The organism is Pseudonocardia oceani (genome assembly GCF_019263585.2).
In the GTDB taxonomy this organism is placed as follows: domain Bacteria; phylum Actinomycetota; class Actinomycetes; order Mycobacteriales; family Pseudonocardiaceae; genus Pseudonocardia; species Pseudonocardia oceani.
In genome coordinates this window covers 2,463,883-2,486,338 of sequence record NZ_JADQDF010000001.1, presented here as the reverse complement: position 1 = coordinate 2,486,338, position 22,456 = coordinate 2,463,883, and the positions used below count along the sequence as shown (strand labels likewise).

23 protein-coding genes, 2 pseudogenes and 1 other annotated feature are annotated in these 22,456 nt (G+C 68.8%); of the genes and pseudogenes, 15 read left to right on the top strand and 10 right to left on the bottom strand.

Going from position 1 to position 22,456, the window contains the following annotated elements; all coding sequences use genetic code 11:
• The first annotated feature begins 23 nt into the window (after positions 1–23).
• From I4I82_RS12410 to I4I82_RS34920, 10 genes and pseudogenes are all read left to right on the top strand, one after another.
• On the top strand, positions 24–365 hold the full coding sequence (locus I4I82_RS12410; RefSeq protein ID WP_218590023.1) for a cupin domain-containing protein: 342 nt from the start codon (positions 24–26) through the stop codon (positions 363–365).
• A gap of 62 nt (positions 366–427) precedes the next feature.
• Complete coding sequence (locus tag I4I82_RS12405) at positions 428–1,915, top strand: aldehyde dehydrogenase (RefSeq protein ID WP_218590024.1); 1,488 nt, start codon at positions 428–430, stop codon at positions 1,913–1,915.
• A gap of 134 nt (positions 1,916–2,049) precedes the next feature.
• The gene (locus tag I4I82_RS12400) at positions 2,050–3,507 is read left to right on the top strand and encodes an aldehyde dehydrogenase family protein (protein WP_218590025.1); all 1,458 of its coding nucleotides are present in this window, start codon (positions 2,050–2,052) and stop codon (positions 3,505–3,507) included.
• A 94-nt stretch (positions 3,508–3,601) separates the two neighbouring features.
• Positions 3,602–4,384 (top strand): glutamine amidotransferase, encoded by a 783-nt coding sequence (locus I4I82_RS12395; RefSeq protein ID WP_218595717.1) that lies wholly within the window; start codon positions 3,602–3,604, stop codon positions 4,382–4,384.
• Positions 4,385–4,508: 124 nt separating this feature from the next.
• Positions 4,509–5,462 carry a PfkB family carbohydrate kinase gene (locus I4I82_RS12390; RefSeq protein ID WP_218595713.1) on the top strand — a complete coding sequence of 318 codons (954 nt, stop codon included), beginning with the start codon at positions 4,509–4,511 and terminating at the stop codon, positions 5,460–5,462.
• Positions 5,463–5,503: 41 nt separating this feature from the next.
• Positions 5,504–6,496, top strand: coding sequence for a ribose-phosphate diphosphokinase (locus I4I82_RS12385; protein ID WP_218595712.1), 993 nt, complete (start codon positions 5,504–5,506; stop codon positions 6,494–6,496).
• A gap of 94 nt (positions 6,497–6,590) precedes the next feature.
• Positions 6,591–7,694: an LLM class flavin-dependent oxidoreductase gene (locus I4I82_RS12380; protein ID WP_218595716.1), complete on the top strand. Its 1,104-nt coding sequence runs from the start codon at positions 6,591–6,593 to the stop codon at positions 7,692–7,694.
• Positions 7,691–8,017 (top strand): NIPSNAP family protein, encoded by a 327-nt coding sequence (locus I4I82_RS12375; protein ID WP_169385765.1) that lies wholly within the window; start codon positions 7,691–7,693, stop codon positions 8,015–8,017. Before I4I82_RS12380 ends, I4I82_RS12375 begins: the two co-directional genes overlap by 4 nt.
• A 435-nt stretch (positions 8,018–8,452) precedes the next feature.
• Positions 8,453–9,079: an HAD family hydrolase gene (locus tag I4I82_RS12370; protein ID WP_218594049.1), complete on the top strand. Its 627-nt coding sequence runs from the start codon at positions 8,453–8,455 to the stop codon at positions 9,077–9,079.
• Between the two features lie 694 nt (positions 9,080–9,773).
• Positions 9,774–9,881 (top strand): annotated as a pseudogene (locus I4I82_RS34920) (IS5-like element IS4811 family transposase); the annotation flags it as partial.
• Between the two features lie 39 nt (positions 9,882–9,920).
• On the opposite strand, the gene I4I82_RS12360 reads toward I4I82_RS34920, so the two are convergent.
• The 9 genes from I4I82_RS12360 to ribA all read right to left on the bottom strand — a co-directional run bounded on the left by I4I82_RS12360 (position 9,921) and on the right by ribA (position 17,335).
• Positions 9,921–10,538 carry a TetR/AcrR family transcriptional regulator gene (locus tag I4I82_RS12360; protein ID WP_218594048.1) on the bottom strand — a complete coding sequence of 206 codons (618 nt, stop codon included), beginning with the start codon at positions 10,536–10,538 and terminating at the stop codon, positions 9,921–9,923.
• 301 nt (positions 10,539–10,839) lie between these two features.
• Complete coding sequence (locus tag I4I82_RS12355; protein ID WP_218594047.1) at positions 10,840–11,352, bottom strand: flavin reductase family protein; 513 nt, start codon at positions 11,350–11,352, stop codon at positions 10,840–10,842.
• An 88-nt stretch (positions 11,353–11,440) separates the two neighbouring features.
• Positions 11,441–11,629 (bottom strand): tautomerase family protein, encoded by a 189-nt coding sequence (locus tag I4I82_RS12350; protein ID WP_218594046.1) that lies wholly within the window; start codon positions 11,627–11,629, stop codon positions 11,441–11,443.
• Positions 11,630–11,679: 50 nt separating this feature from the next.
• The gene (locus I4I82_RS12345) at positions 11,680–12,489 is read right to left on the bottom strand and encodes an alpha/beta fold hydrolase (RefSeq protein ID WP_218594045.1); all 810 of its coding nucleotides are present in this window, start codon (positions 12,487–12,489) and stop codon (positions 11,680–11,682) included.
• A gap of 46 nt (positions 12,490–12,535) precedes the next feature.
• Positions 12,536–12,958, bottom strand: a complete 423-nt coding sequence (locus I4I82_RS12340; RefSeq protein ID WP_226370009.1) for an amidohydrolase family protein — start codon at positions 12,956–12,958, stop codon at positions 12,536–12,538.
• 59 nt (positions 12,959–13,017) lie between these two features.
• Positions 13,018–14,130 (bottom strand): LLM class flavin-dependent oxidoreductase, encoded by a 1,113-nt coding sequence (locus I4I82_RS12335; protein ID WP_218595715.1) that lies wholly within the window; start codon positions 14,128–14,130, stop codon positions 13,018–13,020.
• 251 nt (positions 14,131–14,381) lie between these two features.
• Positions 14,382–15,407, bottom strand: coding sequence for an oxidoreductase (locus I4I82_RS12330; protein WP_218594469.1), 1,026 nt, complete (start codon positions 15,405–15,407; stop codon positions 14,382–14,384).
• Positions 15,408–15,415: 8 nt separating this feature from the next.
• On the bottom strand, positions 15,416–15,649 hold the full coding sequence (locus I4I82_RS12325; RefSeq protein WP_218594470.1) for a hypothetical protein: 234 nt from the start codon (positions 15,647–15,649) through the stop codon (positions 15,416–15,418).
• Positions 15,650–16,024: 375 nt separating this feature from the next.
• Positions 16,025–17,335, bottom strand: a complete 1,311-nt coding sequence (gene ribA / locus I4I82_RS12320) for a GTP cyclohydrolase II (protein ID WP_226370008.1) — start codon at positions 17,333–17,335, stop codon at positions 16,025–16,027.
• A gap of 487 nt (positions 17,336–17,822) precedes the next feature.
• Here ribA and I4I82_RS12315 point away from each other — a divergent pair, with 487 nt between their 5' ends.
• Positions 17,823–18,605, top strand: coding sequence for a glutamine amidotransferase (locus I4I82_RS12315; protein ID WP_218595714.1), 783 nt, complete (start codon positions 17,823–17,825; stop codon positions 18,603–18,605).
• A complete protein-coding gene (locus tag I4I82_RS12310) occupies positions 18,536–18,904 on the top strand; it encodes a substrate-binding domain-containing protein (protein ID WP_308112780.1) in 369 nt (122 codons plus the stop codon). The genes I4I82_RS12315 and I4I82_RS12310 overlap by 70 nt, the downstream gene beginning before the upstream one ends.
• Before the next feature lie 14 nt (positions 18,905–18,918).
• On the opposite strand, the pseudogene I4I82_RS12305 reads toward I4I82_RS12310, so the two are convergent.
• Positions 18,919–20,165 (bottom strand): annotated as a pseudogene (locus tag I4I82_RS12305) (IS3 family transposase).
• Positions 19,756–19,884, bottom strand: a sequence feature (AL1L pseudoknot). Its footprint overlaps the pseudogene before it by 129 nt.
• A gap of 20 nt (positions 20,166–20,185) precedes the next feature.
• Between I4I82_RS12305 and I4I82_RS34420 the strand changes: the two are divergent.
• Genes I4I82_RS34420 through I4I82_RS12295 form a run of 3 tightly spaced genes read left to right on the top strand, consistent with a single transcriptional unit; the run spans position 20,186 to position 22,301 of the window.
• The gene (locus I4I82_RS34420; RefSeq protein ID WP_267461573.1) at positions 20,186–20,317 is read left to right on the top strand and encodes a hypothetical protein; all 132 of its coding nucleotides are present in this window, start codon (positions 20,186–20,188) and stop codon (positions 20,315–20,317) included.
• The gene (locus I4I82_RS12300) at positions 20,314–21,267 is read left to right on the top strand and encodes a PfkB family carbohydrate kinase (RefSeq protein WP_218595713.1); all 954 of its coding nucleotides are present in this window, start codon (positions 20,314–20,316) and stop codon (positions 21,265–21,267) included. The genes I4I82_RS34420 and I4I82_RS12300 overlap by 4 nt, the downstream gene beginning before the upstream one ends.
• Before the next feature lie 41 nt (positions 21,268–21,308).
• On the top strand, positions 21,309–22,301 hold the full coding sequence (locus I4I82_RS12295) for a ribose-phosphate diphosphokinase (protein ID WP_218595712.1): 993 nt from the start codon (positions 21,309–21,311) through the stop codon (positions 22,299–22,301).
• Positions 22,302–22,456: the final 155 nt, after the last annotated feature.

Genomic DNA, 22,456 nt, shown 5'->3' with positions numbered 1-22,456 from the left:
CCTGTACATCTGTGAGGAGAACTGTGAGCCAGCTTCTGGGAAACGCCTTCTCGGCCGAGCTCGACTGGAAGCCGAAGACGTCGACATTCCGCACCGGCGCCCGCTACCTGGACGGCCTCACCGCGGACACTGCCGTGGACGTCTGGGGAGCCGAGGTCGGGGAGTACCAGGGCGTCACGGCCGACGAGATCTTCGTGGTGCTCGCGGGTAAGGCGGAGGTCACCTTCCACCGCACCGGAGAGACGATCGTGATCGGGCCGGGGGACGTCGTCCGCCTGTTCGCCGGGGACAAGAACACCTGGCGGACGATCGAGACCATCCGCAAGGTGTCGTTCTACGTCCCCCCGGTTGAGTCCGGATCCTGACCCGTACCCCGCACCTGACGGTGTCCACGACGGGCGCCGACAGAGAAGGAAAGAGATAGCGAGTGGACATCACGACCGCCGGCGCTGTACCCCTCGACCGGCCGGACGAGTTCTACATCGGCGGCCGATGGGTCGCCCCGACGTCCTCGGACACGATCGACGTCGTCGACTCCGTCACCGAGCAGGTGTACTTCAGCGTCGCGGAGGCGCGGAACGCCGACATCGCCGCCGCGGTCGGTGCGGCACGGGCGGCGTTCGACGACGGCCCCTGGCCGCGCATGACGCACGGGCAGCGCGCCGAGTACCTCCGGGCGATCAGCTCCGCGGTCGAGGACCGCGTCGAGGACGTCGCGCAGATCTGGCCGCGAGAGTCGGGAATCCTCGCCGGCGCGGCCCGCGCGGCGATGGGGGAGGTCACGGGCGCGTACTCCTACTACGCTGAGCTCGCGGCGTCGTTCCCCTTCGAGGAGCCCGCCACCCCGTCCGGCGGTGGCGGATACGGGACGATCGTGCGGGAGCCGGTCGGCGTCGTGGGCGCGATCATCCCGTGGAACGTGCCGATGACGCTGATCGCCTACAAGCTCGCCCCCGCCCTGCTGGCCGGCTGCACCGTGGTCCTCAAGGCCTCCCCCGAGGCGCCGGGCGCAGCGCTGATCATGGCCGAGATCGCTGAGCAGGTCGGGCTGCCCGCGGGCGTGCTGAACGTGGTCACCGCCGATCGTGAGGTCTCCGAGACCCTCGTCCGAGACCCTCGGGTGGACAAGATCACGTTCACCGGATCGACCGCCGCGGGAAAGGCCATCGCCGGCATCATGACCGAGCGGGTCGGCCGCTTCACGCTCGAGCTCGGCGGCAAGTCTGCGGCAGTGGTCCTGGACGATGCGGACATCGCCGAGGCCGCCCGCGTCCTGGGCGGGGCGGAGTGTTTCCTCACCGGCCAGATCTGCGGCTCCCTGACCCGGATCATCGTGCCCCGCCATCGGCATGACGAGATGGTGGAGGGTCTCGCCGAAGCGTTCTCGCAGGTGACGGTCGGGGACCCCTTCGATCCGGCCGTGCAGATGGGCCCGCTGGCCACGGAACGGCAGCGGGAACGAGTCGAGGGTTACATCGGCATCGGGCTCAGCGAGGGAGCGACGCTCGCTGCCGGAGGTGGACGACCGGCCGGCCTCGACCGCGGATGGTTCGTCCGACCGACCGTCTTCGGGAACGTGGACAACTCGTGGCGGATCGCGCAGGAGGAGATCTTCGGTCCCGTGCTGACGGTGACTCCCGCGAAGGACGAGCAGGATGCCATCCGCATCGCCAACGACTCCATCTACGGGCTCAACGCCTCGGTGTTCACCCGAGACGTGGACAAGGCGCTAGCGGTCGGCCGGCAACTCCGGGCGGGCACCGTCGGCCACAACGACAACCGCGCAGACTTCGGCATCGGCTTCGGCGGGTTCAAACAGTCCGGCATCGGCCGTGAAGGCGGCGTCGCAGGGCTGCTGCCCTACCTGGAGAACAAGACAATGATCCTCGAGGAGAAGCCGGGTGGCAGCGCTTAGCGCACCCGCAGAGTCCTCGTCCCGCCCCCTCCCGCGCTCGATCGGAAGCCCGTGAACGACGTCTTCGTCCGCTTCAGCCGACCACAGGACACCACCGCCCTCGCCAGCACCCGTGACGCCGGGCGGGCGGCACCATGACCGGCACCACGACCGTCCGGCGGGCGGGGGCCTGGATCGCCGGGCAGCCGGTGTCCGGTTCCGCAACGTTGCCGGTCCGGGACCCCTGGACGGACGAGCTCGTGGCCGAGGTCACCCTCGCCGACCCCGAGCACGTGGAGCAGGCGCTGCAGCTGGCCCACGAGGCGGCCGGCAGCCTGCTCGCGGTTCCCGCCCACCGCCGCGCGGACGCTCTCCGACAGGCGGCCACGGGTCTGGTCGAGCGCATGGACGAGGTCGCCGCCACGATCACCAGGGAGAGCGGCAAGCCGATCACATGGTCGCGAGCCGAGGTGCAGCGCGCCGCCCTGACCTTCCGGTGGGGGGCGGAGGAGGCGGTGCGGTGGTCGGGTGAGCTCCAGCGACTGGACAGCGAGCCGGGCGGAGACGGACGCCTGGCCCTGCAGCGCCGGTTCCCCCGGGGTCCGGTCCTGGGCATCACACCCTTCAACTTCCCGGTGAACCTGGCCGCCCACAAGATCGCGCCCGCCCTCGCGGTGGGCGCGCCCATCGTGCTCAAGCCCGCGCCGAAGACGCCGCTCAGCGCCCTGTTGCTGGGCGAGATCCTGGCCGACTGCGGGCTACCGGCGGGCGCGTTCTCGGTGCTCACGGTGGACGACGAGGTCGCTGCCGGTCTCGTCGCCGACCCGCGGATGCCCGTGGTGTCCTTCACCGGGTCCGGAGCGGTCGGCTGGGCCATCCGAGACGCGGTGCCCCGCAAGCACGTCACTCTGGAGCTCGGCGGCAACGCCGGGGTGCTGATCTGTCCGGACTGGAGTTCGGATGCCGACCTGCGGCATGCGGCCCGGCGGATCGCGACCGGCGCAAACGCCCAGGGCGGCCAGTCCTGCATCTCGGTGCAGCGCGTCCTCGTCGACAGGACGGTGTACGAACGGTTCCTGCCCGTGCTGGTGGACGAGGTCGAGCAGCTCGTCGTGGGTGACCCCTGGTCGCCGGCGACCACCGTCGGGCCGTTGATCAACCGAGCAGCTGCACAGCGGATCGGGGAGTGGGTCACCGCAGCCGTCGCGGGCGGGGCCCGGGTTCTGACCGGCGGGGAGGTCACCGATGCGCTGGTCTCTCCCACCGTGCTCGTCGACGCCCCGGCCGACGCGCAGGTCTGCCAGGACGAGGCCTTCGGTCCGGTGCTGACCGTCGCGGCGGTGGACGGCGTCGACGAGGGCCTGCGGGCACTGGACGACTCGCGCTTCGGCCTGCAGGCCGGGATCTTCACCCACGACATTCAGACGGCGTTCCGCGCACATCGGGAGCTGGAGGTCGGAGGCGTCATCGTCGGCGACATCCCAACCTTCCGTGCCGAACAGATGCCGTACGGAGGGGTCAAGGAGTCCGGTATCGGACGCGAAGGAGTCCGGGCCGCGATGGAGGACTACACCGAACCGCGGTTGCTCGTGCTCTCGGGAGTGAGCTTATGAGGCGGCCACCGGCCGACGCGTGACCCGCTGGGCGGACGTTATCAACCCGTAGTTAGAATCGTTTATAGTCAACTTCGAGCCGAGAGGAGGGCACGTGCCCGAGAACCTGAGCACATCCCCGCTGCGCGTCCTGGTCGCGGGTGAGTCCTGGATCAAGCACACGATCCACATGAAGGGTTTCGACCAGTTCCACTCCACCGAGTACGAGGAGGGTGCCGGCGTCTTCCTGGACTGCGTGCGGGCGGCGGGTCATGAGCTGACCTACGTGCGTGGTCACGAGATCAGTGCGCTGTTCCCCAAGACGGCGGAGGCGCTCGACGCGTTCGACGTCGTCGTCATCTCCGACGTCGGGTCCAATTCGTTCCTGTTGCCTGACGAGACGTTCCTGCGCTCGGAGAAGTCCCCGAACAAGCTAGGCCTGGTGGCGGACTACGTCGGCCGTGGCGGTGGGCTGGTGATGATCGGGGGGTATCTGTCGTTCACCGGGATCGACGGTAAGGCGCGCTATGGGATGAGCCCGCTGGCGGAGGCTTTGCCGGTGGACCTGATGCCCACTGACGACCGGGTGGAGATTTCCGACGGGCTGAAGGTGGACGTGTGCGACCCGGCCCACCCGGTGCTGGGCGGCACGCCGGCCGAGTGGCCGATGCTGCTGGGCTACAACCGGACCTTCCCGAAGGAGGGCGCCACCGTCGTCGCGCGGACCGGTGACGACCCGTTGCTGGTGGTGGGGGAGTACGGCCGGGGTCGCTCGGTGGCCTTCACCTCGGACCTCGCCCCGCACTGGGCTCCGCCGGAGTTCGTGGAGTGGGAGCACTATGCGGCTCTGTGGACGTCGATTCTGTCCTGGGCCGCAGGCGGTCCCCGAGGTCAGTGAGAGCCCGAAGAGGACGTGACGTGAGAGTCCGAAGGGGACGTGACGTGACACAGCCCGCCCGCAGGCGCAAACGGCCCACCACCGTCCAGGTGCGGGAATTCGTGTGTCCGCCGTCGGTGGTCGCATGACGCCGCGGGTGGTGGTGGTCGGCGCGGTCAACGTCGACCTGGTGGTGCAGACCGACCGGCTGCCGGGGCCGGGGGAGACCGTGGTCGGTCCCGGCGTCGAGCGGTATGGAGGCGGGAAGGGCGCGAACGCGGCGGTCGCCGCGGCTCGGGCCGGCGCCGAGGTTCGCTACTGCGGCGCGGTGGGTGCGGATGACGTCGGGGTCGGTGCCCTGGCGGAGCTGCGCGCGGAGGGGATCGACGTCACCGACGTGGCGGTGCTCGAGGGCGTCGCCACCGGCGCCGCCCTGATCGTCGTCGACGTGCAGGGGGAGAACCAGATCGCCGTGGGGGCCGGGGCGAACGCCGCCGTGGACCCGGCGGCGGTGCGCAAGGCCGTGGCGCGCTCGGCGGACTGGGCGGGCTGTGTGCTGGTCAGCACCGAGATTCCGGCGGACGCGGTGGCCGCAGCGGTGGAGACCGCGGTGGCGCACGGGCTGGCGTGCGTGCTCAACCCGGCCCCGGTGGCCCCCGGGCTGGTGGACCTGCTCGGGCTCGGCCCGGTCGTCACCCCCAACCGGTCCGAGCTGCGCGACCTGTACGCGCTGCTCGAGACCGGTGCGATCGATCCGGAGAGGACGACCGTGCCGGAGATGGCGGCCGCGGTGGCCGCACGGACGGGCGCGCCTGTCGTGGTGACCCTCGGCGGCGACGGTGTGCTGGTCATCGACCCCGAGCAGCAGGCGACGTCCCTGCCCGCTCCGCCCGCGGACGTCCGGGACACCACGGGCGCGGGTGACACCTTCAACGGGGTGCTCGCGGTGGCACTGGCCGCCGGCGCCACCGTGTTCGAGGCCGGCGCGCGCGGCGTGGCGGCGGCCTCGCTCTCGGTCGGCACGGTCGGGGCACGGGCCGGGATGCCGCGCGCCTGGGCGATCGACGACGCGATCGCCCAGGGCGCGCCCACGGGCTGATCCACCGCGGTTCTTCCACTACCTCCACGAAAGGTGGACCCATGACGGCGTCGCTACAGCGGGGCTACGACAAGCGGCTGATGCTGTTCTCCGGTCGGGCGAATCCCGTCCTGGCCGAGGGGATCGCCCGCCAGCTCGGTGTCGATCTCGGCCCGATCACGCTCAAGACCTTCTCCAACGACGAGGTGTATTGCCGGTACGAGGAGTCGATCCGCGGTGCGGACGTGTTCCTCGTCCAGCCCATGTGCGCCAACCCGGCCGCCGGGGTCAACGCCAACGACGCGCTGCTGGAGCTGCTGGTCATGGTCGACGCGGCGGTCGGTGCCAGCGCCCACCGGGTGATCGCGGTGACTCCCTGGTACGGCTATTCGCGGCAGGACAAGAAGTCCGCCCCGCGGGAGCCTATTTCGGCGCGGATGGTCGCGCGCACGCTCGAGGCGGTCGGCGTGGACCGGGTGCTGACCATGGACCTGCACGCAGGTCAGCTGCAGGGGTTTTTCGGGATCCCGGTCGACCACATGACGGCGCTGATGATGTTGGCGGACCACTTCGCGGGGTTGGACGACGATCTGGTGGTCGTGGCGCCGGACGCTGGTCGGGTGAAGTTGAACAAGCAGTTCGCGACCCGGATGGGTGCCGGTCTGGCCATCCTGGACAAGGAGCGTCCCGCGCAGCAGGTCGCCGAGATCAACCAGGTGATCGGGGACGTCCGGGGGAAGACCGCGATCATCGTCGATGACATCATCGACACCGCGGGCACGCTGCGCGCCGCGGGCGAGGCGGTCGCGCGGGCGGGTGCGCGGCGGGTGTTCGCCGCGGCGACGCATGCGGTGTTCAGCGGGCGGGCCTACGAGAACCTCGCGGCGTCGCCGTTCGAGCGGATCGTCGTCACCGACACCATCCCGCTCCGCCCGGGTGCCCCGCCCACGATCGACGTCGTGTCCTGCGCCCCGCTGCTCGCCGACTCCATCCGCCGAATCTTCACCGACGACTCGGTCAGCGAGGTCTTCGGCGGCAAGAACCACCTCTTCTAGGTTCACTCGAGCGAGAACACGGTGGTGCTTCCCGAGTGGGGTCGCTACAATCATGGAAACGTTTATATGCCGACTGCCGTAGAGGAGAGACGACATGGCACTGAAGTTCTGGGTGACGGCACCCTTCTTCTACTCGGACATGGACCGTCCGTGGGGCGAGCTCCTGCAGGACATGCTGACGATCGTCGACACCGCCGAGCGGCTCGGTTTCGAGGGCGTCGCGATCAACGAGAACGTGTTCCAGAACTACGTCGCGAACCCCAGCGCCCTGGCCTTCGCCGCGCTCGCGGCGGCCCGCACCACGCGGCTGCGGATCCTGCCCGGCGTGGTGGTGCTCCCGAGCTATAACCCGCTGCTGATCGCGTCGGAGATGGCGATGCTGGACCACCTGGCCACGGGCCGGGTGGGTATCGGTGTGGCCCGGGGCGGCGGCCGGTACCAGCTGGACCGGATCGGGGTGGACCCCGCCCAGGGCCGGGAGATCTACGAGGAGGCGCTGGAGATCATCCAGAAGGTGTGGGTCGAGGACAACGTGACCTACGACGGCCGCTACTTCTCGTTCCCGCGCACCACGATCGTGCCCAAGCCCGCCTCCCAGCCCGGCCCCGACCTGTGGATCGCCTCGCAGAGCGTCGATGGCGTGCGGAAGGTGGCCGCGCAGGGGCACAACCTGCTCACCGCACCCAACTGGGGCAACTTCGAGCCGCACGGGGACCTCGAGGCGCTCCTCGAGGCCTTCAACGCCGCGGCCGCCGAGAGCGGCTCGCCGCGCGGCGAAGTCATGGTCTACCGGCACACATGGCTGGGGCGGACCGAGGCCGACGCGCTCGAGTTCTTCGACGACATGGTGAGCGAGTACAACCACTACCTCGCGCTCACCCAGACCGTCAGCCAGGGCACCCGCGAGGACCGCCTCAAGGCGCGTGGCACGGGCGAGAAAATCGAGTTCGTGGAGGCCGGCCGCGTCGTGCCCGCGAACGAGTCGCCGTCGTCGGAAGGCCTCTGGGAGAAGTACTCCGACCCGGTCCTCACCACCGCGGACAAGATGATCGAGCGGTTCAAGCAGATGGAGGCGATGGGCGTCGACCACCTCGCCTGCCTGATCGCCTGGGGCCAGCCCATCGAGGCCGTCGTCGCCCAGATGGAGCTGATGGCCGAGCAGGTCCTGCCCGCCTTCGCCGGACAGGAGCGGGCGTGATCTACGAGGTCCGTGAGTACGTGGCCGTCCCGGGGCGGCTCGGGGCGGTGATCGACCTCTTCACCTCCGCCACCCTGCCGATGCTGGCCAAGCACGGCATGGAGCTGGTCAGCGCCGGCCGTACCATGATCGGCGAGCACTCCTGGGGCGAACTCGTCTACACCCTGCGGTTCGACGACCTCGCCGACCTCGAACGGAAGTGGAACGCGATGCTGGCCGACCCGGAGTGGGTCGCGGCGCTGAGCGCCGCCGAGGCCGGCGGGCCGCTGTTCGCGACGATGCGGCGGCGGGTCCTCGACGCCGCCCCGGTGGTCACCGCCTGAGCAGTGACAACGAACCGGTGCTCGCCAGCGGCGCCGGGAGGACTGAGCTCATGCGATGCCGTGAAGCGCCGTCTGACCAGAAACGACTCTCACGCGGGTGAACAGAGGGGTATCTCGACGACCTGATCACCGACACGGACAACGACAAGCACTGCCATTACCCGCTGTACCCGAAGGGCACAGAGTATGTCCAGTTACATCGAGCCGGAGCACGTGCTGCAGCCGGTGTTCCGTGACGGCAAGCTGCTCAGGAAGTGAGACTTCACCGAGCTGATCGCGAACTGTGAGCGTGAGGTTCCGGAGTCCGACTACATAGACCATGTCGGTCTGATGCGGACCGTCTCGACCGAGATGGCCGTCTGGGCCTGACGCAGTCGTCCGGCGCCCCGCCCATCCCCTCCCCGGCGGCGCGCCGAGCCACCCGCTAGGAGAACGATGACCCGCCTGCACGTCTTCGACATGGACGGCACGCTGCTGCGCGGCGCCGCCACCGTGGAACTGTCGCGCCACCTCGGCACGTTCGAGGTCGCGGACGCCGTCGAACGGGCCTGGAACGCCGGACAGCTGACCGACCTGCAGTTCTGGGAGGCGGTGCTGCCCCTCTGGATGGACGCCTCCGATGCCGAGATCGACGCCGCCTTCGCAGCCGCCGCCTGGATCGAAGGTGTCCCGGACGTCTTCGCGGACATCCGGGCCCGCGGCGAACACATCGCCGTGATCTCCCAGTCCCCGCACTTCTTCGTGCGCAGGCTGGAGGGGTGGGGTGCGCACCGGACGTTCGGCTCGGACGTCGTGCCCGGCCGCCCGCCGACCACGGATTCGCTGCTCACCCTGCAGGACAAGGTCGACATCACCCTGGGCCTGCTCGCGGACCTCGGGCTGAGCGAGGACGACCGCACGGCCTACGGCGACTCCCGCTCCGACGTGCTGCTGTTCGAGCGGCTCGCCCGCACCGTCGGGATCAACCCCACCGACGTGCTGCGCGACCGGTGCGCCGTCGTCTACGAGGGCCTCGACCTGCGCGCGGCCTACGCGCTCGGCCGGGACCTGGTGCCGTCGTGATGTGACGTCGTGTCCTGCGTTCCGCTGCCGGCGGACCCCGTCCGCCGGGTCTTGACCGACGACTCGGTGAGTGAGGCCCCGCCGCACGAGATCACCAAGGAGCTCGGGGCGCTCGGGGAGCTGGGCATACACCTGCAGGGCTACGACTGCGCGGGCGCGATGCGGTGTCCTACGGGCCGGGCTGCGCAGAGCCGGAGGTGCGGACAGCGGGTTCCGCAGCGTCGTCTCCGTGCAGGGCTCGCTGTCGATGCGGACCACCGCCCGGCGACACGGCGGGGACTGGTCCTCGACAGCAGCGGATCACCGTCGAGCACACGAGGCTGCGGCACGCGAAGGCTGGGGCCGCGTTGGTGGATGTCCTGACCAACTTGCACACGACCGTTGGGATCCTGGCGGCGCTGCGGGCCCGGGGTCCCGTGCGGACCGACCTACAGGCAGCGACCACCTCGGCTCGACGAGCACGACGCTGAGCCGGGGAGGGAGTACCGCCCTGCGCCGCCCCTTCCCCTCGCCGCCTCGGCCGCCATGGCCGCGGTCGGCCCGGTCGCCGTCGTCGCGCTGCACACGCTGAGCTGAGGGAGGGGCGCTGGATGGCACGCAGGACAGTCAGGTCGGCCCCGCGAGCCGCCAGCCGGCCGCGGCCAGGAGCGCTTCAGTCGTGCCGATCACGGTGCTGATGGTCCTGGCCGCACACCGGCGCCTGACCCGCGACTACGAACGCGACCCCGCCGTCTCCGAGGCCATGATTCGATGGGCCGCGATCAACACCATCACCCGACGCCTCGCCCGCGGCGGGCCTACTACCCCAACGCCGCAACTCCACAACCGCCAGTTGATCTTCTCAAACGCGCTCTCCGCCGCGAGGGGTGGCTGCGGTTGTGCCACCTGTGAGCTCGTTCGAGTCTTGAAGCAGGATCAGGCGGAACAGGTCGCGTAGTTCATCCTCGGACTGATCGTCGCGACCTTGGATCAGCTGCGCGTTGGCGCCTTCCCAGGCGGCCTCGAGGAACCGGGCAGTGCGTGCGCTGTAGAGACGTTCCACGCCCGCGCGTGCTGATGCTGCCCAGGAAATGACGAGCTCTCGGTAGGCGGGGTCGCGGACGCTCTGGGCGTAGAGCTCGTAGAGCAGGGTGCGTTCTCGGGCACTGTCCTTGAGCGCGTTCACGACCGCGAGGGCCGCGTCGATCATCGACTCGAGGTCGGTGGCTTCGTGGAACTGACGCTCGTACAGGGCCGAGGTGTGCGAGACGAAGAGCCGGAACGCCTCGAGTAGTAGATCGTCGAGGTTGGCGAAGTGGTAGCTGGTCAGCCCGAGGGACAGGCCGGCGGCGCTGGCGACCCGTCGGTGGGTGACGCCCTTGACCCCGTACTCGGCAGCAACATCGAGGGCTGCATTGAGGAGGGTGAGGCGGGTGGCATCGGAACGAGGTCTCGCTCGCACTCCACAATTCCCTTCCACCTGCCCGGTCCTCGTTGACGCTGGGAGAACCATACTGTCTCGTTACGTCCGCGGTAGGACGCTCCGCCGGTCTTCGGGAGGCGAAGCGGGCCTGGCCGGGGGACCGTGCCGGTTGCGACGGCCGTGGCCGATGTCATCGTCGGGGCTGCAGGACGGCTGTGGGGATGGGGGAACGGTCCACCAGCCGCAAGCATGGGCGGCGGGTCGGCCGCGTCGCGGCGGACTCGTCGAGCGGACACCCCGGATGCGGCCTACGGGTGAGAGGGGTTGGGACTGCCCGGCTCGCGACATGGCTGCCGGGTCAGGATTCGAGTGCGATGAGGCGACGGAACCGGCTGCTGTGGAAGACCAGCGGCTCGTTGCGGGGATCTGCGGTCAGACGGTGAATCTGCAGCAGCACGATGTCGTGGTCGCCCGCGGGCAGCTCGGAGTGCACCGAGCACTCGAGCCATGCTGCAGCGCCCCTGACGAAGATGGCGCCGTCTTCGCTGGGCTCCCACGGCACGTCGGCGAACCGGTCGCGGTCCTTCGCCGCGAGTGAGCGGCACAGCGCCTCCTGGCCGTCGGCGAGCACGCTCACCCCCAGCCGGGGCAGCTGCCGCAACCGCGGCCAAGTCGTCGAGCTGTGTGCCACACAGACCGACACCAGCGGTGGAGTGATCGAGACAGAGGTGAACGAGCTCGCCGCGATCCCGACGGGCTCCTCGTCGTCCAGCGCACAGACAGCGGTCACGCCGCTGGGGAAACAGCTGTAGGCCCGTCGCAACTCCGCCTGGTCAACGGGCAGCGGACCGATACTCAGTTTCGAGGCCATTGATTTCCGTTTCGGCTCGGGTTATCAAAGTCATGCGAGTGAGATGTGAGCGGCGCGCATCAGGGAGCGTTGCGCGCCGCTTGTGGGGTCAGCCCATCAGCTTGCCGCCATGGCCCCAGCGGTTGCGCGGGACGCCTTCGACGATGACGGTCGACTCCGCGCCGACCTCCTCGCCGAGCACGGAGATCATGGCCTGTGTGACTGCCTCGACCATCCGCTGCGAGAATGACGGGTCCTCGAAGCGATCCTCGAAAACCTTCACCTCGACGTAGGGCATTCTGCCGCTTCCTTTCTGTGGCCAGAAGTGCTGACGGAGTACTTGGTGGGTTACCGGCGATTCGCGTCGAACCAGGCTGATGCGACTTTGTTGAACCGCTCCGGGTCGTCCTGGTGCAGGAAGTGGGTGACGCCTGTCCAGAGCTCGACTCGGGTATCGAGACCGAGCTCGTCGACGAGGTTCGACTCCCAGATGTAGGTCGGCTCGTAGGCGTAGATGCACAGTGCCGGCTGGCGGCGCTCGCGGATCGCGCGTTCGGTCTGCGGGCGAAGCCCCGGCGCGTCCTCGCCGCACCACATGCCGGCAAAGGTGGGCCAGACCACCTCGGGGCCGAGTGCGAGCGCCTGCAGCCGGCGTCGGATCCGGCGGGCGGCGGTGACGCTGTTGTGTACCTCCGGCTCGAGGTCGGCTGCCACCGCGGCGCGTTCTGCGCTGTCGGCGGAAGCCGGGTCGCCGATGATCGCGCGAACCTGGCCCTCCCACTCCTCGGGCTGTCCGTAGGCCGGGTCGATCAGCAGGACCGAGCGGGCCAGGTCCGGGCGGCGCACAGCGATCAGGTTGGCGATGATGCCGCCCAGGGAATGCCCGACCAGATGGCTGTCGCTCAGGCCCAGATGGTCGAGGACGGCGATCACGTCCTCGGCGAGCTCCACGCTCCCGTACCCGCTCGCGGTCCGTTCGGAATGCCCGTGCCCCCGCAGGTCGAGTGTCACAACACGCGCGTCGCCGGCGAAAGCAGAAATCTGGTCGACCCAGTCGGTCGAGTCGCTGCACCACCCGTGAATCAACACGATAGAGCGGTCGCCGCTGCCGAACTCCGCCACGAAGCAGTCGAAGCCCCGAACACGAACCCAACTCATGCATTCCTGCTTTCCCTGTGGTGGCCCGCTCGACCTGGCGCCGCGGTCAACTGAGGACCGACGCCGCAGCGGCGAGATAGTCGCTGCGGTCCACACCGGCGGTGAGGACGTGCGCGATGTTGCTCTGGTCACCGAGCAGTCGGATATCGGACAGCACATCGCCGGTGACGACCACGACGTCCCCGGCGAAGCCGGCCGCGAGCTTGCCGATCTGGTGTTCGCGCTGGAGCAGCGCGGCCGCGGTAGCCGTGGCCGTGGTCAGTGCTTCCTCCGGTGTCATGCCGTGCTCGACGTAGAGCTCCAGCTCCCGGGCGTGCGCACCGAAGGGGCACAGCGTGCCGGAGGAGTCGGTGCCCATGGCGATCCGGACTCCGGCCTGGCGGGCGATGGCGATGTCGTTCACCTGTTCACCGTCCCGCTGGTACATGGGTATGTCTGGGGCAGGGAGCTCGGCGACAGCCGCCTGCACGTCGCCGAGCCCCCTGCACGTCGCCGAGCCCCCTGCACGTCGCCGAGCCGCTGAGGCGGTCAGGCCCTGGAGGGCGTGGGGTCCTCGGCGAAGGCGGGCAGGACCTGCTCGGCCATCAGCTCCATCTGGGCGACGACGGCCTCGATGGGCTGGCCCCAGGCGATCAGGCAGGCGAGGTGGTCGACGCCCATCGCCTCCATCTGCTTGAACCGCTCGATCATCTTGTCCGCGGTGGTGAGGACCGGGTCGGAGTACTTCTCCCAGAGGCCTTCCGACGACGGCGACTCGTTCGCGGGCACGACGCGGCCGGCCTCCACGAACTCGATTTTCTCGCCCGTGCCACGCGCCTTGAGGCGGTCCTCGCGGGTGCCCTGGCTGACGGTCTGGGTGAGCGCGAGGTAGTGGTTGTACTCGCTCACCATGTCGTCGAAGAACTCGAGCGCGTCGGCCTCGGTCCGCCCCAGCCATGTGTGCCGGTAGACCATGACTTCGCCGCGCGGCGAGCCGCTCTCGGCGGCCGCGGCGTTGAAGGCCTCGAGGAGCGCCTCGAGGTCCCCGTGCGGCTCGAAGTTGCCCCAGTTGGGTGCGGTGAGCAGGTTGTGCCCCTGCGCGGCCACCTTCCGCACGCCATCGACGCTCTGCGAGGCGATCCACAGGTCGGGGCCGGGCTGGGAGGCGGGCTTGGGCACGATCGTGGTGCGCGGGAACGAGAAGTAGCGGCCGTCGTAGGTCACGTTGTCCTCGACCCACACCTTCTGGATGATCTCCAGCGCCTCCTCGTAGATCTCCCGGCCCTGGGCGGGGTCCACCCCGATCCGGTCCAGCTGGTACCGGCCGCCGCCCCGGGCCACACCGATACCCACCCGGCCCGTGGCCAGGTGGTCCAGCATCGCCATCTCCGACGCGATCAGCAGCGGGTTATAGCTCGGGAGCACCACCACGCCGGGCAGGATCCGCAGCCGCGTGGTGCGGGCCGCCGCGAGCGCGGCGAAGGCCAGGGCGCTGGGGTTCGCGACGTAGTTCTGGAACACGTTCTCGTTGATCGCGACGCCCTCGAAACCGAGCCGCTCGGCGGTGTCGACGATCGTCAGCATGTCCTGCAGGAGCTCGCCCCACGGACGGTCCATGTCCGAGTAGAAGAAGGGTGCCGTCACCCAGAACTTCAGTGCCATAACTCACTCCATTGTCGGGAATCGTGTGTGAAGAGGAAGGAACGGGTGAGGCCGAATCCGACGCTCCGCAGACCAGCTGCGACAACGTCGGGCGAGGCTGGGTTTCTCGCCACCCAACCGAGGTCGGAGTACGGCGTTGTGTGGCCAAGTAAGGCCCACTCAGCGACGGACTGCTTGGACGTGCGCTCGTTCGGGAATGGCCTGACAGCAGGGTGCGCTCGGGCGTCGAGGTTGGTCTCGCGTGGGTGTGGTCATTTGGCCTGTGTCGGCTCCTTCAGGGAGTTGACCCAGAAGGGGTTGGTGAGCAGGAGCCGTCCGATCGCGACGAGGTCGCAGTCCCTGCCGGCAAGCGCGGCTTCGGCTGCTTCTGCGCTGCTGATGCCGCCGGCGACGATGGTCGGCATACCCGTGCGTTCGCGGACCTGTGCGGCGAGGTTGCGGAAGTCGACCGGGATCTCGAACGATGACGCGCCCTCGACTGCGCCGCCTGCCGCGGCGTCGATGGCATCGCAGCCGGCCCGGCTGAGCTGGTGGATGACCGGGATGGCGTCGTCGGCATGCCAGCCGCCGTCGGCGAGGTCGTCGATCGCCAGCCGGACGAACAGCGGCATTCCCGGCCCGCAGGCTGCGCGTACCCGTTCCACGATTTCGAGCAGGAAGCGACTGTTGGCCTCGGGGCCGCCGCCGTACGGGCCTGAGCGGTGGTTGGTCAGCGGCGAAAGGAACTCGTGAATGAGGTACCCGTTCGAGGCGTGGATCTCGATCACGTCAACGCCGACCTGACTCGCCCTGGCTGCGGCCTGCCCGAACGCAGCGACCAGGTCGCAGATCTCCTCGTCGGTCAGCGCGTGGGGCTGGTGGCTCGAGGCGTTGAAGGGCGCCCCGGTAGCACCTACGACCTGGTTGAGCGCGTCGCTGTCGGCGAAGGCCTTCCGCCCGGTGTGCCCGAGCTGCACACCGACCTTGGCCCCCTGCTCGTGGCAGAACTCCACGATGGGCGCCAGCGCCGCGGCCTGTTCATCGGTGTAGAGGCCAAGAGCGCCGCCGTGGCCGCGGCCCTCGGGCGAGACCGCCGAGTCCTCGATCATCACGAGCCCGACACCACCGACCGCGCGCGAGCCGTAGTGCACCAGATGCCAACTACTCGCGCACCCGGTCTCGTTAGCGGAGCGCTGCGACATCGGCGCCATGATGACCCGATTCGGCAGCTCCAGGCCCCGAACCTTGAAGGGATCGAGCAACATGAACGTCTCCTTGAACCGCAGGAAGTCGGCCATCAGACCGGTCAGAAGATGTGGTTGGAACCGTCGAACACCGCGCTGACCGAGCTACCCACCTCGATCTGAGCGATCGACCGAGCAAGAAGCTCTGCACACGACAAATGCTGCACCAGACCACTCACCGCACTGCGCAGCCCAATCGCGTCGGCGGCCATCATCCCGTCTGAACAACCGACTTGAATTTGATCTCGGCGTCGCCGAAGGAGATCCCGTGAGTCGCGCCCGGCGTACACCGCCACGGCCCCGGCTTCTCGTACCGCGTTGCGTGCTATTGGAACTGATGTCACTGATGATGACAGCCGCCTACTCGTCCAGCGCTGGCTTGGCGCGGGAAGCGACTTCAGATTTCGTGTGCGTGAATGTAGGTGACATCGAAGCCGCTGGCGGCGAATGCGTCAAGGACGTCCGAGGCGCCTTCCTCGTACTCGGGGTGTGAATCTGGTCAAACTCTTGCAGATGGATCGTGTGCTTGGTCCAGGACTCACCGACGAGCAGCACCTTTGGCTTCCCTCGCTCGGCGACTGTGCCATGCCTTCTCCTACCTTCTTGCTCCGGACATCGCCGAGCGATGCGCGATATGCCTGCACCGCACGTAGGGCGATCACAATCATTCCCTAAATCGCGACTGTGTCGAATTTCTGGTGCCCCATACGATTCTCCTTCGCTCGCAAGTACCGTACGTTGTGTGGGTTTTCCGCGTAGGGGACTGTGACTTGTTCGACCACGAACAGCCCATGCTCGCGAAGAGCGCCGCTCTTTGCTGGGTTGTTGCTGATGAGACGAACATTGTGGATGCCGAGATCGGCCAGGATGCCGGCAGCGTGCCCGTAGTCGCGGGCATCGACCGGGAGGCCCTGGACGACGTTGGCATCGACGGTGTCGAGGCCGTCATCCTGGAGGCTGTATGCGGTGATCTTGTTGGCCAGTCCGATCCCGCGGCCTTCGTGTCCTCGCAGGTAGATGACGGCGCCACAGCCTTCGCGGGTGATCGCGGCGAGCGCGTGCTCGAGCTGGGCGCCGCAGTCGCAGCGCAGCGAGCCGATGATGTCTCCGGTGAGACATTCGCTGTGTACCCGGACCAGGACACCGTCTTCGGACACCCCGCTTGCAGCGACGTCGCCGACTACGATCGCCAGGTGCTCCGCGCCGTCGTAGGTGCGGTAGGCCGCGGCCTGAAAGTCGCCGAACACCGTGGGCAGCGCCGCCGTTGCGACTCGTCGCACCTCGGCACGCTCCGCGTCGCGGACCTTGATCAGGTCTGCGATCGTCAGGAAGGGCAGCCCGTGCTCCGCGGCGAACCGCTTGAGCGTGTCTCCGCGCGCCATATCACCGTGCTCGTCGATGATCTCGCTGATCACCGCGACTGGCGGGAGGTCGGTTCGATGCAGGAGGTCGACAGCGGCCTCCGTGTGCCCGGGACGGATAAGCACTCCGCCCTCGCGGGCCTTCAGCGGGAAGATGTGACCGGGCCGGGTGAAGTCCGATGCAACAGCCGCCGGGTGGGCTAGGGCCTGCAGAGTCAGGGCTCGATCCTGTGCGGACACGCCCGTTCCGCAGTTGCCGTGGTCGACGGTGATCGTGAACGCGGTGCCGTGGGGGTCCTTGTTCTCCGGGACCATGTCCGCAAGCCCGAGCTCCCGAGCGCGGGCGGCAGGCATCGGAGCGCACAGGATGCCGGTCGTGTGCCGCACCATGAAGGCGACCGCGTCCGCGGTTATCAGAGCGCCCGCCGCAACCAGATCACCTTCGTTCTCGCGTTCATGGTCATCGGCTACTACGACCAGCCCACCTGACGCAAGCGCCTCGACGGCCGAACGCACTGCCTGAGCAGCAAGCTCCAGCTCTCTGGTTTTGCGGACCACCTGAGGATCCCACCCTTCGTGATGGATCGACCTGCACACAGCGACCACCTCGGCTTCCGTCACAGGGGGTTGAGCCTCCTGGAGATCTCGCCGCCCTGTGTCGGCCAATCTTCCTGACTACTTTGAACAAACGTCCAACATCCTGCCTGAGTCTGGCTTCCGCTCCACGGCTTGTCAACGGCCAATTGATCGGTACGCGCGATCACCAGCGGTGACGAAGCACCCGGCAGGCCGCTGGAGCTGCGCGTCTGGGCCTTCGGAGGTGTCGAGGGGTTACCGGCCCGTGTGCTCGGCATACCCACGCACCATCCGGTAGCGGTTGCGGTAGGAGTCGGCCACCCAGCGAGTTCCCCGACGGGCCGTCCGGTCCGTGAGCCCCCGGGCCGCGCACCACAGGCGCATCGTTCAGCCGCTCGACCTCGGCCTACCGGATGGAAACGTTCCTACCTCTTGTCATGTCGCGTGGACCTGGCTACTTTCGGCCTGGTAGGCCGCGCAATGAGCGGCACGTACGCCGTTAGCAGAAACGTTTATCATGAGAGGAGGGCACGTGCCCGATGCCCTGAGTTCCCCCCCGCTGCGCGTCCTGGTCGCGGGTGAGTCCTGGATCAAGCACACGATCCACATGAAGGGTTTCGACCAGTTCCACTCCACCGAGTACGAGGAGGGTGCCGGCGTCTTCCTGGACTGCGTGCGGGCGGCGGGTCATGAGCTGACCTACGTGCGTGGTCACGAGATCAGTGCGCTGTTCCCCAAGACGGCGGAGGCGCTCGACGCGTTCGACGTCGTCGTCATCTCCGACGTCGGGTCCAATTCGTTCCTGTTGCCTGACGAGACGTTCCTGCGCTCGGAGAAGTCCCCGAACAAGCTAGGCCTGGTGGCGGACTACGTCGGCCGTGGCGGTGGGCTGGTGATGATCGGGGGGTATCTGTCGTTCACCGGGATCGACGGTAAGGCGCGCTATGGGATGAGCCCGCTGGCGGAGGCTTTGCCGGTGGACCTGATGCCCACTGACGACCGGGTGGAGATTTCCGACGGGCTGAAGGTGGACGTGTGCGACCCGGCCCACCCGGTGCTGGGCGGCACGCCGGCCGAGTGGCCGATGCTGCTGGGCTACAACCGGACCTTCCCGAAGGAGGGCGCCACCGTCGTCGCGCGGACCGGTGACGACCCGTTGCTGGTGGTGGGGGAGTACGGCCGGGGTCGCTCGGTGGCCTTCACCTCGGACCTCGCCCCGCACTGGGCTCCGCCGGAGTTCGTGGAGTGGGAGCACTATGCGGCTCTGTGGACGTCGATTCTGTCCTGGGCCGCAGGCGGTCCCCGAGGTCAGTGAGAGCCCGAAGAGGACGTGACGTGACACAGTCCGCCCGCAGGCGCAGGCGGCCCACCATGAAGGACGTGGCCGAGCACGCTCGGGTCTCCGTGATCTTCATGAACGACTTGATGGCGATCGGGGCGATGGAGCACTGCCGCGAGGTGGGGCTCCGGGTGCCGGAGGACGTGAGCGTCGTCGGCTTCGACGACCTCCCGGTCTCCGCCTTGCTCACGCCGCGGTTGACCACCGTGCGTCAGCCCGCGCACGACATGGGCTTCCGGGCGGCGTCGGCTCTGTTTGTCAAGTCCCGGGTTTGATGGAGGCTCGGTTCTCACGCTCCGGCGGGCTGCCGGGCGGTGCTCGTGTCGGCGTGTAGCGCCTCGTGCTCGGCGGGTGGGATCAGGCCGAGCTCGCCGTGGAGACGGCGATGGTTGTACCAGTCGATGTACTCCGCGACCGCCAGCTCGAGGTCGTCGATCCCGCGCCACGGGCCCCGATTCCGCACGAGCTCGGCCTTGAACAGCGAGTTGAACGCCTCCGCCATCGCATTATCGTAGGAATCGCCGACCGACCCCACCGATGCCACTGCTTCGACTTCCGCGAGTCGCTCGCCGTAGCGCACGGCGACATATTGCACGCCACGGTCCGAATGATGTATCAATTCGGAGAGATCTGCACCCGCGCGCTGCCGGGTCCAGATCCCCATGTTCAAGGCGTCCAGGGCGAGTTTGGTGTATAGATTGCGCGACAGCTGCCATCCCACGATGCGGCGCGAGAACACGTCCATGACGAAGGCGGCGTATACCCAGCCGGAGAACGTGCGGATGTAGGTGATGTCGGCGACCCACAGCCGGTTCGGTGCGGGCGCGGTGAAGTCCCGGTCGACCAGGTCCGGCCGCAGGTCCTGTCCCTTGGCTCGCACCGTGGTGCGCGGCACCCGCAGGCGGGACACCCCGCGCAGGCCGTTGCGGCGCATCAGCCGCTCGACGGTGCAGCGTGCCACTTGGCGACCGTTGACCCCTCCTTGGCGGCGCAGCTGAGCCCACACCTTCCGGCTGCCGTAGACGCTGAAGTTGTCGCGGTGCACTCGCTCGATCTCGTTCAAATTCTCGGCATCGGTAAGCGAGCGCTCCGACGGCGGCCGCTTCTTCGACGCATGGAAAGTACTCGGGGCAATCTTCACGCCTGCGTCCTTCAATACCGCGCAGATCGGCTCGACCCCGAACTCGGTCTTGTTCGCCTCGATGTAGTCGAGGACTACCTGTTGGGGCGGTCGAGCTCCGCCGCGAAGAAAGCCGAGGCCGACTTCAGAATGGCGTTCGCCCGCCGCAGCTCCCGAACCTCACGTTCCAGCTCCGCCAGCCGCGTCGCGTCGTCGGTGGTCGTGCCCGGCCTGCTGCCGTTGTCGATCTCGACCTGCTTCACCCAGCCGCGCAACGTCTCCGGGTTAATCCCCAGCTGCTCGCCGATGCGCTTGTAGACGTTCCCGCCGCCGCCGTCCGGGGCGGCCTTCGCGTCGAGCACGAGCCGGATCGCTCGTTCCCGCAGCTCGTCGGGGTACTTCCTCGGGGCGGCCATCGGTCGATCATCCTCCAGGCTTGATGCTCTCCATCAAACCCGGGACGGGACAGTTCGATCTGCTGGAGGACGACGAGTCCGGCGCGATCGGCGAGCTCCCGGCCACCGTCCAGGTGCGGGAATTCGTGTGTTCGCCGTTGGTGGTCGTATGACGCCGCGGGTGGTGGTGGTCGGTGCGGTCAACGTCGACCTGGTGGTGCAGACCGACCGGCTGCCGGGGCCGGGGGAGACCGTGGTCGGTCCCGGCGTCGAGCGGTATGGAGGCGGGAAGGGCGCGAACGCGGCGGTCGCCGCGGCTCGGGCCGGCGCCGAGGTTCGCTACTGCGGCGCGGTGGGTGCGGATGACGTCGGGGTCGGTGCCCTGGCGGAGCTGCGCGCGGAGGGGATCGACGTCACCGACGTGGCGGTGCTCGAGGGCGTCGCCACCGGCGCCGCCCTGATCGTCGTCGACGTGCAGGGGGAGAACCAGATCGCCGTGGGGGCCGGGGCGAACGCCGCCGTGGACCCGGCGGCGGTGCGCAAGGCCGTGGCGCGCTCGGCGGACTGGGCGGGCTGTGTGCTGGTCAGCACCGAGATTCCGGCGGACGCGGTGGCCGCAGCGGTGGAGACCGCGGTGGCGCACGGGCTGGCGTGCGTGCTCAACCCGGCCCCGGTGGCCCCCGGGCTGGTGGACCTGCTCGGGCTCGGCCCGGTCGTCACCCCCAACCGGTCCGAGCTGCGCGACCTGTACGCGCTGCTCGAGACCGGTGCGATCGATCCGGAGAGGACGACCGTGCCGGAGATGGCGGCCGCGGTGGCCGCACGGACGGGCGCGCCTGTCGTGGTGACCCTCGGCGGCGACGGTGTGCTGGTCATCGACCCCGAGCAGCAGGCGACGTCCCTGCCCGCTCCGCCCGCGGACGTCCGGGACACCACGGGCGCGGGTGACACCTTCAACGGGGTGCTCGCGGTGGCACTGGCCGCCGGCGCCACCGTGTTCGAGGCCGGCGCGCGCGGCGTGGCGGCGGCCTCGCTCTCGGTCGGCACGGTCGGGGCACGGGCCGGGATGCCGCGCGCCTGGGCGATCGACGACGCGATCGCCCAGGGCGCGCCCACGGGCTGATCCACCGCGGTTCTTCCACTACCTCCACGAAAGGTGGACCCATGACGGCGTCGCTACAGCGGGGCTACGACAAGCGGCTGATGCTGTTCTCCGGTCGGGCGAATCCCGTCCTGGCCGAGGGGATCGCCCGCCAGCTCGGTGTCGATCTCGGCCCGATCACGCTCAAGACCTTCTCCAACGACGAGGTGTATTGCCGGTACGAGGAGTCGATCCGCGGTGCGGACGTGTTCCTCGTCCAGCCCATGTGCGCCAACCCGGCCGCCGGGGTCAACGCCAACGACGCGCTGCTGGAGCTGCTGGTCATGGTCGACGCGGCGGTCGGTGCCAGCGCCCACCGGGTGATCGCGGTGACTCCCTGGTACGGCTATTCGCGGCAGGACAAGAAGTCCGCCCCGCGGGAGCCTATTTCGGCGCGGATGGTCGCGCGCACGCTCGAGGCGGTCGGCGTGGACCGGGTGCTGACCATGGACCTGCACGCAGGTCAGCTGCAGGGGTTTTTCGGGATCCCGGTCGACCACATGACGGCGCTGATGATGTTGGCGGACCACTTCGCGGGGTTGGACGACGATCTGGTGGTCGTGGCGCCGGACGCTGGTCGGGTGAAGTTGAACAAGCAGTTCGCGACCCGGATGGGTGCCGGTCTGGCCATCCTGGACAAGGAGCGTCCCGCGCAGCAGGTCGCCGAGATCAACCAGGTGATCGGGGACGTCCGGGGGAAGACCGCGATCATCGTCGATGACATCATCGACACCGCGGGCACGCTGCGCGCCGCGGGCGAGGCGGTCGCGCGGGCGGGTGCGCGGCGGGTGTTCGCCGCGGCGACGCATGCGGTGTTCAGCGGGCGGGCCTACGAGAACCTCGCGGCGTCGCCGTTCGAGCGGATCGTCGTCACCGACACCATCCCGCTCCGCCCGGGTGCCCCGCCCACGATCGACGTCGTGTCCTGCGCCCCGCTGCTCGCCGACTCCATCCGCCGAATCTTCACCGACGACTCGGTCAGCGAGGTCTTCGGCGGCAAGAACCACCTGTTCTAACCGGTTCCGGTCACCGATCTCCACGGCCAGCCCAAACCCGGTCAACCCCCAATCCCATGCAGTCAACACGGCCCAATCCACCGGACTACGACTGCGACGACCTCGACGAGGTGACCGGCGGCGGCAACGCGCGCTGGGCGACGCCAGTACCTACG

Coding starts and splice junctions, on each gene's coding strand:
- I4I82_RS12295 (WP_218595712.1), top strand. CDS start 21,309: ATGACGGCGTCGCTACAGCGGGGCTACGACAAGCGGCTGATGCTGTTC.
- I4I82_RS12400 (WP_218590025.1), top strand. CDS start 2,050: ATGACCGGCACCACGACCGTCCGGCGGGCGGGGGCCTGGATCGCCGGG.
- I4I82_RS12380 (WP_218595716.1), top strand. CDS start 6,591: ATGGCACTGAAGTTCTGGGTGACGGCACCCTTCTTCTACTCGGACATG.
- I4I82_RS12355 (WP_218594047.1), bottom strand. CDS start 11,352: ATGGCCTCGAAACTGAGTATCGGTCCGCTGCCCGTTGACCAGGCGGAG.
- I4I82_RS12370 (WP_218594049.1), top strand. CDS start 8,453: ATGACCCGCCTGCACGTCTTCGACATGGACGGCACGCTGCTGCGCGGC.
- I4I82_RS12300 (WP_218595713.1), top strand. CDS start 20,314: ATGACGCCGCGGGTGGTGGTGGTCGGTGCGGTCAACGTCGACCTGGTG.
- I4I82_RS12390 (WP_218595713.1), top strand. CDS start 4,509: ATGACGCCGCGGGTGGTGGTGGTCGGCGCGGTCAACGTCGACCTGGTG.
- I4I82_RS12335 (WP_218595715.1), bottom strand. CDS start 14,130: ATGGCACTGAAGTTCTGGGTGACGGCACCCTTCTTCTACTCGGACATG.
- I4I82_RS12385 (WP_218595712.1), top strand. CDS start 5,504: ATGACGGCGTCGCTACAGCGGGGCTACGACAAGCGGCTGATGCTGTTC.
- I4I82_RS12350 (WP_218594046.1), bottom strand. CDS start 11,629: ATGCCCTACGTCGAGGTGAAGGTTTTCGAGGATCGCTTCGAGGACCCG.
- I4I82_RS12345 (WP_218594045.1), bottom strand. CDS start 12,489: ATGAGTTGGGTTCGTGTTCGGGGCTTCGACTGCTTCGTGGCGGAGTTC.
- I4I82_RS12330 (WP_218594469.1), bottom strand. CDS start 15,407: ATGGCCGACTTCCTGCGGTTCAAGGAGACGTTCATGTTGCTCGATCCC.